Below are 13,601 nucleotides of genomic sequence, written 5' to 3' on the forward strand. Positions count from 1 at the left end.
CTGCCTGACACGATTGTTCCCCTGCCCGAATTTAAAACATGCATAAATTAAAAAACACCATGTTTTATGGAGCCTGTAATGCTAAATAAAATATTGAATCATAAAGTTTTTTTATTCTGGTCTATTCTGATCATGATCCTTTGCTCAATCACCATTACTTTGTCATCTGAAAATACACTCTCAGATAGCTTATCGATTACGTTCAGTATTTTCGCAAGTTTTGCCTTATTTTTTACCTCTGTTGTACTTTTAGAAGAAATGGTTCACGAAATCTGTAATCCTTAAAGATCTGCCATTCACTCTCTACATGTTTACTTCACTATTGAAATTTAAAACCGAGCACGCTTTTATTAGGGCCTGTTCTGCTTTATTCTGACTTTAGCCGCGTTTAAAAATCACGTATATTGATGACCATTTCCGCCTCTGGATATTCTGAAATGAGCAAACAATTTGCAGTGATTGGGCATCCTATCGAACAATCACGCTCACCTGAACTTCATCAAGCCTTTGCCCAAAAAACAGGAATTGAGCTGAATTACACCAAACGCCTTGCGCCACTTGATGGTTTTGAAGCCAGCATGAAGGCTTTTTTTGCTGCAGGTGGAGCAGGCATGAATGTAACCATTCCTTTTAAAGAACAAGCCTTTGCTGAATGTCATGTTTTAACTGAACGTGCTCAAATCGCCAAAGCAGTCAACACCTTATGGATGCAAGATGGACAACTTTACGGTGACAATACAGATGGTCAAGGCTTGGTCGATGCTATTCAAGCCTTAGATTGGATACTGGAGAATACCAGTATTTTAATCATTGGTGCTGGAGGTGCAACACGCGGGGTCATTTATCCACTGGTTCAAGCTGGGGTCAGAAACATTGTCATTGCCAATCGAACTCTGGCACGTGCAGAACAATTGGTGGCCGATTTAAGAGAAAAAGTGCCAGAAGCGAGTCTCGCTGCAATTTCTTTAAATGATTTGAAGGGTAATTTTGATTTAGTGATTAATGCTACTTCTGCCAGTTTAAGCGGCGATGCTTTAATTTTACCTGAGAACTTACATTTCAAATATGCCTATGAAATGGCCTATGGCAAACCATCTAGCTTTTTGGATCAAGCTAAAAGTCGTGGCATTCCAACCTCGGAAGGTTATGGAATGTTAGTCGGACAAGCGATTGAGGCTTTTTATATTTGGAATGGCCTTAAACCGTCTTTAAAAGATTTTTTATAATTATAAGCTTTAAGTAAAAGGAACTTCATATGAAGCTCCTTTAAATCCTTATATTTTTTTTAAGTCGCACGTATACAAAAATTATTGATTTTAAACTCTACATATTTTTATTTAATCTCGCATTCCCTATTCAACCAACACCCTCTAGATAAATTCCATCAATTTTTTAAATATTTTAATCCCTGATTTTTCAGGAAAATCTGCTTTTTATGTAATAATTTACTTTAAAAATGCATAAATAAAATACCTTAACCCATCCTATAGTTAAGCATGATTAAATTTTTGGTTGGATTTAATGACAAGTTTTAGCTGATTGACGAGCTTCAAACCAAACCGATACAAAGTTAAACCGTTTATTTGCCTAATTTTTTTCTAAATGCCTTATATTATTGAGACTTAACGCTTAATCAATTCACATTATGGTTCAAAAATTTTCAACCGACTAAAGTCAAAAAAATATTTTTAGAAAGCCTATACAATTATTGTGATTCGCTTTTCTGACATTTTTATAAGGCATCATCATCAATGTATTTTAATGAACAATGTGAATAATTAAATCATCGATTTAGATAATCCAAAACTATTTCTACATTAGGATTAATTTTATGCCAGCTTATAAAACACCATTACGTGACATTCGCTTTTTAATGAATGAAGTCTTTGACTATCCTGCCCACTACAAAACGTTATCTAACGGTGAGTCTGCTGATGCCGATACTGTAGATATGATTTTGGAAGGCGCAGCAGATTTTTGTGAAAATGTGCTTTCTCCGATAAATCAATCAGGTGATGAAGAAGGTTGTCATTTTGAAAATGGCGTAGTCACTACACCAAAAGGTTTTAAAGAAGCGTATAAACAGTTTGTAGAAGGTGGATGGCAAGGTTTGTCTTATCCAGAAGAGTTTGGTGGTCAAGGTTTACCGATGTCACTTAACTTGGTTAAATCTGAAATGATGGGAACAGCCAACTGGTCATTTACCATGTATCCAGGTTTGAGTATGGGTTGTATGAATACCATCATGCAATTTGGTACAGATGAACAAAAAAATACTTATATGCCACATTTAACCGCAGGTACTTGGTCAGGCACCATGTGTTTGACTGAGCCACAATGTGGTACAGACTTGGGACAAGTTAAATCTAAAGCTGAACCGCAAGCGGATGGAACCTATAAAATCACAGGTACAAAAATCTTTATTTCTGCAGGTGAACATGACCTGACTGAAAATATTATCCATATTGTTCTAGCTCGTCTTCCAGACGCACCTGCAGGAACACGCGGTATTTCGCTGTTCATTGTACCAAAGTTCCTTCCAACTGCAGATGGCGGTGTGGGTGAGCGTAATCCAGTGAGCTGTGGCTCAATTGAACATAAAATGGGTATCCGTGCGTCTGCGACGGCTGTTCTCAACTTTGATGCTGCTACAGGTTACTTGATTGGTGAAGTTAACAAAGGTCTACATGCCATGTTTACCTTCATGAATACCGCACGTATTGGCACCGCGGTACAAGGAATAGCACACGCAGAATTGGCATTCCAAGGTTCTTTACCTTATGCTAAAGAGCGTATGTCTATGCGTGCTTTATCAGGTAAAAAAGATCCTGAACAAGTTGCAGATGCCATTATTCATCATGCTGACGTACGTCGTATGTTATTGACTCAAAAAGCGATTGCTGAAGGTGGTCGTGCCATGATTTATCATGCAGCACAACTTGCAGATAAAATGGCGGATGCCTTATCTCAGGGTGACCAAGCCAAATTTGAAGATTACGATGATAAACTTGGTTTTTACACGCCAATTTTAAAAGGTTTCTTAACTGAGTTAGGTTTAGAAGCTGCAAATCACGGCATGCAAGTATTCGGTGGCCATGGTTATATTAAAGAACATGGTATGGAACAAATTGCACGTGATGCACGTATTGCAACCTTATATGAAGGTACGACGGGTGTCCAAGCTTTAGATTTAATTGGGCGTAAAGTACTGCTTTCATCTAAAGGTAAAGTGGTTCGTGACTATACGGCTGAAATTTTAAGATTCTGTGCGCAACATGCTACCAACAAATATATGCGCCGTTTTGCATGGGATTTAACCAAAATCTGTGCCCAATGGAATGCGTTAACTGTTCGAATTATGCTTGCAGCTCGTAAAGACCGTGACATCGTATCTTCTGCATCTGTTGATTTCTTAATGTTCTCAGGCTATGCAATGATGGCATTTTACTGGGCACAGCAAGCAGCCGTTGCTTCTGAAAAATTAGCCTCTGGCACCGGTGCAGAAACGCCTGAGTTCTACAAAGCAAAAATTAAAGTGGCAGATTTTTATTTTGAGCGTTTACTACCGCGCTCACAAGGTCATGCAGAATCCATGGTTAATCCATCTCGTACCATGATGTCACTTGATGCAGAACATTTCAGTTTCGATTATTAATGTATAAATAGATATAAAAAAAGAGCGCTTCGGCGCTCTTTTTTTAATTTAATCGATTAACTCACACTGGTTTTATCTTAATTGCATGAAACTCAATATTTCCATAATCATCAGGCCGCCCACCGAATGATTTTTTCTCATATTCGGACTAAACACATCTTCATCACCAAAGATCTGTTCAAAAATTCAAATCATTTTTAGCAGGGCAAAGTCGTTTAGTTTTGAATAAATCGTACTAAAACGGATATACCGAAATTGTGGTACATAAGTGCCAGCTTGAAGTCACTCGAAAATAACTTTACTTTTAAGGATACAGCAGCATTTTCAATGTCTATTCTTTCTTATAAAAAATGATCCAATACCGAATTTAAAAATATATGTCCTTGCTCAGTACATGAAATTCGAGCTTTATCTTCAACCATCAACTTTCGTGAACGTAAAGAATTTAAAAGTTCGTCCAAGCGATCTAAACTTAAACCCGTTCGTTCTGCGTATAATTGTGCATCAACTCCTTGGTTTAAACGCAGTGCATTCATCATAAATTCAAATGGCATCTCATCAGCTTCAATTCGTTTAAACTGTATATGTTCTGCTGGAACTTTGGCTAAATAGTCTTTTGGTAAACGGGTTTTCTGAAAACGATACACACCATCAGGCTGTGTCACTTTCCCATGTGCCCCTGCCCCAATCGCTAAATAATCGCCAAACTGCCAGTAATTTAAATTGTGCGCAGAGGGCTTTTCTTTACGCCAAGCTGACACTTCATAATTAACAAAACCATGGGCCTTTAAATACGCTTCACCCTGAATTTGGATCTCTTCTAGAATATCATCAGTCGGCAAAATTGGTTGAGTCCGGAAAAAAACAGTATTCGGTTCAATGGTCAATTGATACCAAGACACGTGCGTCGCGCCATGTTCAACTGCCATTTTTAAATCGTACAATGCTTGCTCTTCACTCTGTTCAGGTAAGCCATGCATTAAATCGACGTTGATTCGCTTAAAACCGGCCTCACGCGCCAAATGAATTGCAGACACAGCATCCTGATTACTATGAATACGACCTAACTTTTGCAAATGCTCCGTATTAAAACTTTGCACACCAATCGACAAACGATTAATACCTGCCGCAAGATAGCCTGCAAAAGGATCATGCTCCACAGTTCCCGGATTAGCTTCTAGGGTAATTTCACAGTCATTTTCAAAAGCAATCATGTTTTTAAGTTGGTTAAATAACCACACATAACCTTTGGCTGAAATTAAAGACGGCGTACCACCACCAATAAATACACTGTGAATCTGGCGACCTTGAGCGAAATCCACTTGAGTCTTAAAATCTGCAACCAAAGCCTGTAAATACTCGTGTTCTAATTCTAAAGATAATTTTCCATCTGGTACTGCATGCGAATTAAAGTCGCAATACGGACATTTACGCACACACCACGGCATATGAATATATAAAGATAAAGGAACAAGTGCAGGATTCAATTCAGCCAAGGAATAAGCTCAAAATAACAAGGAAACAGGAAATATATTTTAACATGACTGCATCAAGACACTAAGGAATACTCATTGTTATTGTTTTAGACTAAGAAAAATCCAACAAGAATAATGGCTTAATATGATGAAAATTTCTAGTCAACTTCTCTTCTTCTTGCCTCTTGCGATGGGTATTGGGATTGCCATGAGCTTGCAAAATGCTTTAAATACACAATTGAGAGAATATTTACATTCTCCACTGCAAGCTGCCCTTTTATCCTTTTTGGTCGGTACAATAGTACTTGCCCTACTGGTGTTTTTTCAATCCGTAGAAAAGCCCACTTTAAATACCCTCATTCAAATTCCTTGGTTTTTGTGGCTGGGTGGTTTTTTAGGGGTGTATGCCATTAGTTTAAGTATTTATGCTGTACCTAAACTTGGTTTTCTGACCCTAACGGGTGTGGTTATTTTTGGTCAAATTTCGATGTCAATGTTACTCGATCATTTTGGTTGGTTTGGCACTGAAAAAACACCGATTCACTGGCAACGTCTTTTAGGAAGTATCGTGATTTTTATTGGAGTATTTTTAACTCTGCAACGCTAAATATCACGACCTTTATTCATTCATAATGAGAATTTTTTGTGTCTAATGTCACTGCTTTAACGACAACCCATCGCTTTGAATTAAAAAAACTCTTTCATCTGATGATTCCTATTTTGGTGACACAGTTTTCCCAAGCAGGTTTGGGTTTAATTGATACCATTATGGCGGGACACCTTTCTCCAACTGATCTGGCTGCAATTGCAGTCGGTGTTGGGCTATGGATTCCCATCATGTTGTTATTTAGTGGCATCATGATTGCAACCACACCCTTAGTGGCTGAAGCAAATGGTGCGCGTACTCCTGAAAAAATTGCGACTATTGTGCGTCAATCCCTGTGGGTGGCTTTTATTTTAGGCGTAATTGCAGGTCTAATTTTACAAGTCATGCCTTTTTTATTGCCTATTTTAGGCGTGCCCGCAGCCTTATTGCCGAAATCTAGCTTATTTTTACATGCAATTGGTTTCGGTATGCCTGCAGTGACGATGTATGCTGCATTAAGAGGTTATTCCGAAGCATTGGGCTATCCAAGACCTGTGACTGCCATAAGTCTGGCTGCACTACTGGTGTTGATTCCACTGAACTTTATTTTTATGTATGGCTGGGGTCCGATTCCTGAGCTGGGAAGTGCAGGTTGTGGCTTTGCCACCGCCATTTTACAATGGATTATGCTTTTGGTTTTAGCCACATATATCTTTAAAGGCAAAGCATATCGTAAAACCCAAGTTTTTGCGGCATGGGAAAAAATTGATTTATATTGGGTGAAACGGATTTTACAATTAGGTCTACCGATTGGTTTGGCCATATTTTTTGAAGTCAGTATTTTTAGTACTGCAGCAATTGTGTTGAGTCCTCTGGGTGAAACTTTAGTGGCTGCCCATCAAATTGCCATTTCAGTCACATCGCAACTGTTTATGATTCCAATGTCACTGGCCATTGCACTGACTATTCGTACTGGCACCTATTATGGCGAACAAAACTGGCAGGCCATGCGAAAAGTTCAATTTTTAGGTTTAATGACAGGCACAGTTTTCGCTTTAATGACTATGGCTCTAATGTGGCTGTTCCGCGCAGAAATCGTATCGATTTATACCTCCGACGTTGAAGTCACACAAGTAGCGATGTATTTGATTTTATTTGCAATTGCTTATCAACTGATGGATGCTTGGCAAGTCAGTGCAGCAGGTTGTTTACGGGGTATGCAGGATACTAAAGGGCCCATGTGGATTACCATGCTTGCCTATTGGGTGATTGCTTTTCCAGTCGGAATTTATCTAGCCCGCTTTACCGAAATGAAGGCAGCAGGTGTCTGGGTCGGCTTAATTGTGGGTTTAACAGTGGCCTGTATATTATTGCTTAGACGTTTATATATGAATAACCAGCGCTTAATGCAGCATTCCTAAGCCAATATAAACCTGTTAACGCGCTATTTATCTCTAAAATTAAGCATCATGTAGGCGGCAAAAATGCCGCTTTGGTACTGAAATTATCGAGCGTTTGTTTTAATACAACTCGTTTTTTTAGCCTTATCAAAATACAGGTGAATTTCATTCCTGTCATAAAATTCATGTGCTACTGCTTTAAGAAATCAAATCGATGATTTAATCTGATTCATGAGTCTCTATTTATCTAACATTCAAGTTCAAAGTATTCAGTTTTCAGATGTAAAAATCATTTTATGCCTCACTCAAAACACATCACCTTAATCCTATAAAAAATAAAGTAGGTCTAGGTAAAATCCATGTTCATTCTGCTCAGAATATCCAGACACCAACAAAGCCTTAACATTTTAATATATGCAATTTAAGTTTTACCGCCTATGATCATTACACCCCATTTATGATGATCTCAAGGTATAGCGCATGGCAAAAACGGCTCGCACACCCGGTCGTCGTTTTATGAAACTGGCCAGCATGACGGCCAGTATCGCAACTAAAACGGTGTCAAATTCAATTAAAAACTTTAACGCCGATGAAGACACAAAAAATGCTGCCCGTAGTCAACTTTTTCAAGAGATTGGTTTAAAGGTTGCAGATACTTTGGGAGAAATGAAAGGGGCAGTCATGAAAGTGGGGCAAATTGCCTCACAATATAAAGATATTTTTCCACCAGAAGTGGCACGTGCAATCAGTAAATTGCAACGTCAAGCACCTGCCATGCCTTTTGCCGATATTAAAGCGCAAGTTGAGAAAGAACTCGGTAAGCCTCTTCCTCAAATCTTTAAACATTTTGAAGAACAACCCTTTGCTGCGGCCTCAATTGGTCAGGTACATAAAGCGACTTTGCCAACTGGGCAACAAGTCGTGGTTAAAGTACAATATCCGGGCGTAGATGAAGCCTGTGAAAGCGACCTTAAACAGGTGCGGTTGGCTTTACGTCTTATGGGTGTTTTAAAAATTGATCGCAAATTACAAGATCAATTATTTAAAGAAATTCAAGAAAGTTTAGACAATGAATTAAACTATGAAATTGAAGCACAGAATTTAGAAATAGCGCGTACTTTCCATCAAACCTTAGACAGTAAAATTATTATTCCACAAGTCTATAAAGACTATTCTTCTCGCCATATTTTAACCCTAAGCTTAGAACAAGGCGAGAGTATTGAAACGGCCAGTACTTGGTCGCAAGACATGCGTAATGAACTGGGACGACGTTTATTTAGGGCAATTGGGCAGGAAATTTTTTATTTAAAACGTTTCCATTGCGATCCACATCCTGGCAATTTTGCGTTTCGTGAAGATGGCTATGTCATTATTTATGATTATGGTGGCGTAAAAACATTATCCAGTGCAACCTTACAACATTTTAAAGATTTAATTCAGTGTGCACGTGAAGGCAATATAGTGGGTATAGAACAGCAACTCGATGCACTACATGCCATTTCAGAACAAGGAAAATTCCCCCCTGAATTGTATCAACAATGGTTAGATGTCCTGATGCGCCCTCTGACGACTTTGTATGACTTTGCCGAAAATTCAGCACATCATGATGGGATGGAATTAGTCAAACCATCACTCAAATATTGGGATGTGTTCAAGCCCTCACCTGACACCCTAATGGTCAATCGCACCGTATCAGGACATTACTGGAATATGATTCATTTAAAAATGCATGACAATCTGAATGATGTATTTGATGAATTGGTTCCACCCCGCTAATAAAACAGATTTACCACCTAACCCTATAGTTGGGTGTGATTGATAAATAATTTGTTATGTTATAACATATCTATATCAAATTATTAGTGTGGAATTATTTATGCGTCCTAACATCCATCCAGCATACCGCGAGGTTTTATTTCATGATACCAATGCGGATGCCTATTTTATTATTGGCAGTACTTTAAACAGCCAGCAGACTAAAACCTATCAAGGCAAAGAGTATCCCTATATCACCTTAGATATTTCTAGCGCTTCGCATCCGTTTTATACGGGTGAACAACGTCAGACCAGTAATGAAGGTCGTGTGGCCAATTTCAATAAGCGTTTTTCACGTTTCAAACGCTCACAATAAGTTAATATTCAATTAAGTTTCAGTTGTTATTTTTTAATTACTCAGAAGCCTAAGCCTCCTCCTCCACTTAGGCTTCTTTTTTTATCTTTAAATTCATAAAAGCTATGATTCTAGTGTTTATTTGCTATTTAAAATCCATTCAAATAAATAAAAGCCAGCTGCTAAAAAGAGGATCCCAACCACTACACTTGAAAGAGCATAGCCAAAAGCCAAACTCGCCTGTCCATGTTTTAATAACTGAAAAGTCTCCAGACCAAAACTTGAAAATGTCGTAAAGCCCCCCAAAATACCGACCATTAAAAATAAGCGTGCTTCATTTTGTAAAATGGGAAATTTTTGACTATAGGCAAAAAAAATGCCCGCCAATAAGCAGCCTAAAATATTAATACTCCAAGTTGCCCACGGAAATAAACTGTTCGGCTTTATTAAAAATACACCTGTGCCATAGCGAAGACTTGCGCCAATTGCACCTCCTAAAGCCACCCATAGCCAGCTCATTTATTTTTTCCTATTGAATGTTTTATATTCAGCGGATGATAAACCATAATGCTTTAATTTTGCATGAACGGACGGTGTTTACTCAGCCATGATGCGCAATAAAATTCACAAAAACTGTGATAGTCTTGGCTTTAAATTCACGATTTAATTGAGGACAATATGGCTCAGAATTTATTACAACAACTGAAAGCAAATGAAGTTAAATTTACCGATGTCATTGCTTATATTGAAGCACGTTATCATCATACCGCGACTGCATTTAAAAATGGGCAACACAGCAATGCTGCTAATGAAAATCAAGGGAGCGCCAAAGTATTTTCTTTTGCTCAACTGAATCATTTAGATCAAGCACAAACATTAAGTTTGTTCGCTGAACATTATGCTGCTGTTGTTGCTACTCCTGATGCCACTGATCACCAAAATATTCGCCAGTTTATGCAAAATGGTTGGGATGGCATTCAATTTGAAGGTCAGGCATTAACGGCAAAATAAGTCATTTTAAATAGTTCGATCAAAACATCCCTCTCGAATATCAAAAGGGATGTTTTTTTTACCCGCTCAATCATTCATAAAAACGATGAAACTCTTACTCTACACGACCATTCTTCAAGCGCATTTTTCTCCCAAGACCGTGCATGTTTGACACGAATTAATTCTTCACCCGGTTTTAAGGCAGTAAAACGGAATAGCTTTTCGCCTCCAGCTCCAAGTATAGGTTTTTGGCTTTTGACTTGATCCTGCTGATAAATTTCATCTACTTTAAAAATCTGCAGTGGCTTGACCACTTGCCAAATATAGCCCGTAGAGGGGTTTTCTGGAACAGTGAACATTAAGGTTTGTCCGACATTCATTTCGAGTAAATTGGGACATTGTTGCTTAAGAGAATAGACATGGGTTTTTCCATCCACAGTTGGACTCATACTGCTACATCCCGCTAACCATAATCCAGAGAGTACAGCGCAACATATTGCTAAAGCTTTCATTATGGACTCATGTTTTAGTAAGATAAATTTAGATAGTTTTTTAAATAATTAGCCTTTTACTTTTTCAATCCACTCAATTGAGCTGACCCTAAATAATTCACAAGCACCATCCCCTGTATCGGTAGGTGTAAGAGATGACGTCCAGACTAAATCTTTATCTTTAATTTCAACCAATTCACCCTTTAAACGGACTAAATCACCACGTTTTACATTCTTAATTTGTTTAGCAATGTTTGGGTTGGCAGGGATAATGTGCATATTTGACACCATTTGCATGGCTTGTTCTTTAGGCACAGGTAAACGATCCATTTTCCAGTTCAAGTAACGGTCATATTGATTCACGGAAATATGTCGAGCAATTTCAGGTTCAGCAAATAATCCCCAACTCACCGCATAATCGATCGGAGAAAACTTGGCTTGCTCATCATTGTGATAAATTTTAGAACCTAAAATCCGAAAATCGCCTTTAAAAGGTTGAAGCATTTTAATGGATTGATCTTTGGCAAGCGGTGCCAAACCCTTTGAAATATTATGATCCACAGATGCACTTGCACTGACTTGCACCATTAAGATTGCCAATAAAATACTGAATATAAAAGGTTTAATCATTTTTATGCCTTGCCATTTTTCTATTTACATTTTTTATTTTAAACAAAATAGATTAAATAACATCACAGGCTTGGTAACAATAGAGAGCGATTTAGTCATTTTTTTGTCTTCTTGCTTCTTGTTATTATTCCCTACACTCAACAAATGATCGGAAATATTGAGCTTTCAATGATTTACCAATTTTATCAACAGCATATTTTTCCGCATGTACTGAATCAAGTTATGCAAATTCCAAGTCTAATGGATCAACGCAGAGAACTTTTATTACCTGTTTCGGGGCAAGTTCTAGAAATTGGTTTTGGCACAGGCATCAATCTACCTTTTTATCAAAATATTGAAACCTTATATGCGCTTGAGCCTAGCGCTGAAATATATCAATTAGCCGCACAACGTGTGCATGAAAGTGCTTTACAGCTTCAACATGTACAAGCCCGTGCAGAAAAACTACCTTTTGCCGATGCTAGTTTTGACCATATTGTCAGCACATGGACTTTATGCAGTGTTGATCATTTAGCACTGGCGTTAAATGAATTACATCGTGTCTTAAAACCAAATGGCATTTTGCATGTGCTTGAACATGTTGAATATCAAGACAATCTGGCGTTGCATTATTTACAAAATATCATGACTCCAATTCATAAAAGATTTGCAGATGGTTGTCATTTGAACCGTGATATAGAACAAGCCTTACTACAAGCGAATTTTAGTTTTAAAGAACAACACTATTTTGATGCAACGGGTATTCCTAAACTGGCACAACGTATGTTTTTTGCTCGAGCGCAAAAGAGACCAACCCAATCAGCTATCAAATCAGCAACTGTAACTCAATAATCATCAGTCATTTAATCACTATAAAATTGCAGGATGAACGGAAAATCTTCAGTCATACCCATAAGCTCAATCTTTATTTAATCATCAAAATCAATACGAATGGTTTCAAAACGAACTCGACCGTTAGCAATTGCTTTGGCAATCGCCTGCTGTCCTTTGGTTAAGCGTGCCCCCCCACTTTTAATATCAATCAGTACGACTTCTATATCTTCTGCTCGGCCTTGACCATCGCGTAGGTCGGTATACCCATCAAAAACTACATAATCCACAGGATCACCTAAAAATTTAGCATCACTCGGAAGATATTGAAATTCAGGCATAATCGGCGCCATTTGCTCGGCCATTTTACCCTTCAGGACGGCACGGCTGGTATTGACACTGCGTTTTTGAGCATGGATGAGCGCCTGCTGGTGCTCAAGTTCCAATTCTGCAATATATTGTTCATATTCTGCTTTGATCCGTCCATTACGGGTATTACTCAGAATCAGCGTGGTCAAAATCACACCTAGTCCTGCACCAATTAACATTGCCATCCAAATGGACATTATTTTTTCCTAAATCAAAAAAGGCTGCGACAGATTTATCTTGCAAGACTTTGGTCACGTGTCATATTCATCGCATTAAACAATGATATGCTAGGTCTGAGCAGAATAAAATCGTTAGGGCCATGAAAACAATCTTAATTGCCAATCAGAAAGGTGGATGCGGAAAAACCATTACAGCAATTAATCTTGCTGCCGCTTTAGCACACAAAGGATATCGCGTTGCACTGGCCGATGCCGACAATCAAAAATCGACCTTACAATGGCTTAAACAGCGTCCAGATCATGTTGCACCGATTCAAAGTCTTGACTGGCGACATGAAAAATCCATTGGAGATGTGCCAAAAAATATAGAATATCTAATTATTGATGCACCTGGCGCTTTGTCTGGTGAACAGGCAGAACAGTTAATTAGTGAAGCACACGCGATTATTACACCTTTACAACCCTCATTTTTTGACATTGATAGTACACGTCGCTTTTTGAAACATTTACAAGATATAAAACGCATTCGTAAAGGTAAAGTTCAAATTTTACTGCTTGCGAACCGCGTTAAATCTAACAGCGCCAGTGCTAAAGAGATTCAGGAATTTTTTAGCAAAATCGATCAGCAACCAGTGGCTTGGATTTCTGAAAGAACGGCGTATGGTCAATTGGCCATGCAAGGTTTAACCGTATTTGATAAAACCCAAAAAAATTATTTGCTGATTCAACAGCAATGGCAACCAGTTTTAAACAGTATTATCGAAGATCCAGCAAAGTGGTTTTAATTTTATCAGCTAAATAGTGTAGTGAATAAATCCAATGTGTTAATTCATTATTCACTACAACTTACCCTGCTTCCATTTTCGTGAGCTTTTTTTTCAGTTAAGATGGTTTGACCTTCGACAT

14 protein-coding genes are annotated in these 13,601 nt (G+C 38.2%); 9 read left to right on the forward strand and 5 right to left on the reverse strand.

Annotated features, from left to right (window positions below; translation table 11 throughout):
* The first annotated feature begins 437 nt into the window (after positions 1-437).
* Together aroE and GA0116959_RS04165 are read left to right on the forward strand one after the other, a co-directional pair.
* The gene (gene aroE / locus GA0116959_RS04160) at positions 438-1,226 is read left to right on the forward strand and encodes a shikimate dehydrogenase (RefSeq protein ID WP_092718650.1); all 789 of its coding nucleotides are present in this window, start codon (positions 438-440) and stop codon (positions 1,224-1,226) included.
* 605 nt (positions 1,227-1,831) lie between these two features.
* On the forward strand, positions 1,832-3,655 hold the full coding sequence (locus GA0116959_RS04165) for an acyl-CoA dehydrogenase C-terminal domain-containing protein (RefSeq protein ID WP_053579475.1): 1,824 nt from the start codon (positions 1,832-1,834) through the stop codon (positions 3,653-3,655).
* A 341-nt stretch (positions 3,656-3,996) separates the two neighbouring features.
* Here the strand turns inward: GA0116959_RS04165 and hemW are convergent, their stop codons facing one another.
* Positions 3,997-5,151, reverse strand: a complete 1,155-nt coding sequence (gene hemW, locus GA0116959_RS04170) for a radical SAM family heme chaperone HemW (RefSeq protein ID WP_092718653.1) — start codon at positions 5,149-5,151, stop codon at positions 3,997-3,999.
* A 124-nt stretch (positions 5,152-5,275) separates the two neighbouring features.
* On the opposite strand from hemW, the gene GA0116959_RS04175 reads away from it, so the two are divergent.
* The 4 genes from GA0116959_RS04175 to GA0116959_RS04190 all read left to right on the forward strand — a co-directional run bounded on the left by GA0116959_RS04175 (position 5,276) and on the right by GA0116959_RS04190 (position 9,247).
* Entirely contained in the window at positions 5,276-5,737 is a 462-nt protein-coding gene (locus GA0116959_RS04175; protein ID WP_053579473.1) for a DMT family transporter, read from the forward strand.
* 38 nt (positions 5,738-5,775) lie between these two features.
* A complete protein-coding gene (locus tag GA0116959_RS04180) occupies positions 5,776-7,137 on the forward strand; it encodes an MATE family efflux transporter (RefSeq protein WP_092718656.1) in 1,362 nt (453 codons plus the stop codon).
* A 459-nt stretch (positions 7,138-7,596) separates the two neighbouring features.
* The gene (locus GA0116959_RS04185; RefSeq protein WP_092718659.1) at positions 7,597-8,892 is read left to right on the forward strand and encodes an ABC1 kinase family protein; all 1,296 of its coding nucleotides are present in this window, start codon (positions 7,597-7,599) and stop codon (positions 8,890-8,892) included.
* Positions 8,893-8,992: 100 nt separating this feature from the next.
* Positions 8,993-9,247, forward strand: coding sequence for a type B 50S ribosomal protein L31 (locus GA0116959_RS04190; protein ID WP_053579470.1), 255 nt, complete (start codon positions 8,993-8,995; stop codon positions 9,245-9,247).
* Between the two features lie 117 nt (positions 9,248-9,364).
* Here the strand turns inward: GA0116959_RS04190 and crcB are convergent, their stop codons facing one another.
* Positions 9,365-9,745: a fluoride efflux transporter CrcB gene (gene crcB / locus GA0116959_RS04195; protein WP_053579469.1), complete on the reverse strand. Its 381-nt coding sequence runs from the start codon at positions 9,743-9,745 to the stop codon at positions 9,365-9,367.
* 159 nt (positions 9,746-9,904) lie between these two features.
* On the opposite strand from crcB, the gene GA0116959_RS04200 reads away from it, so the two are divergent.
* Positions 9,905-10,237 (forward strand): HopJ type III effector protein, encoded by a 333-nt coding sequence (locus GA0116959_RS04200; RefSeq protein WP_053579468.1) that lies wholly within the window; start codon positions 9,905-9,907, stop codon positions 10,235-10,237.
* A 74-nt stretch (positions 10,238-10,311) separates the two neighbouring features.
* Here the strand turns inward: GA0116959_RS04200 and GA0116959_RS04205 are convergent, their stop codons facing one another.
* Both GA0116959_RS04205 and GA0116959_RS04210 read right to left on the reverse strand, forming a co-directional pair.
* A complete protein-coding gene (locus tag GA0116959_RS04205) occupies positions 10,312-10,728 on the reverse strand; it encodes a protease inhibitor I42 family protein (protein ID WP_092718662.1) in 417 nt (138 codons plus the stop codon).
* Between the two features lie 48 nt (positions 10,729-10,776).
* The gene (locus tag GA0116959_RS04210) at positions 10,777-11,337 is read right to left on the reverse strand and encodes a hypothetical protein (protein WP_053579466.1); all 561 of its coding nucleotides are present in this window, start codon (positions 11,335-11,337) and stop codon (positions 10,777-10,779) included.
* Between the two features lie 168 nt (positions 11,338-11,505).
* On the opposite strand from GA0116959_RS04210, the gene GA0116959_RS04215 reads away from it, so the two are divergent.
* Positions 11,506-12,168 carry a class I SAM-dependent methyltransferase gene (locus GA0116959_RS04215; RefSeq protein ID WP_092718665.1) on the forward strand — a complete coding sequence of 221 codons (663 nt, stop codon included), beginning with the start codon at positions 11,506-11,508 and terminating at the stop codon, positions 12,166-12,168.
* A 77-nt stretch (positions 12,169-12,245) separates the two neighbouring features.
* Here GA0116959_RS04215 and GA0116959_RS04220 read toward each other — a convergent pair whose 3' ends face one another.
* Entirely contained in the window at positions 12,246-12,713 is a 468-nt protein-coding gene (locus GA0116959_RS04220) for a Holliday junction resolvase-like protein (RefSeq protein WP_053579464.1), read from the reverse strand.
* Positions 12,714-12,835: 122 nt separating this feature from the next.
* On the opposite strand from GA0116959_RS04220, the gene GA0116959_RS04225 reads away from it, so the two are divergent.
* Positions 12,836-13,480, forward strand: a complete 645-nt coding sequence (locus GA0116959_RS04225; protein ID WP_053579463.1) for a ParA family protein — start codon at positions 12,836-12,838, stop codon at positions 13,478-13,480.
* Positions 13,481-13,601 lie beyond the last annotated feature (121 nt).

This window comes from Acinetobacter albensis (assembly GCF_900095025.1).
In the GTDB taxonomy this organism is placed as follows: domain Bacteria; phylum Pseudomonadota; class Gammaproteobacteria; order Pseudomonadales; family Moraxellaceae; genus Acinetobacter; species Acinetobacter albensis.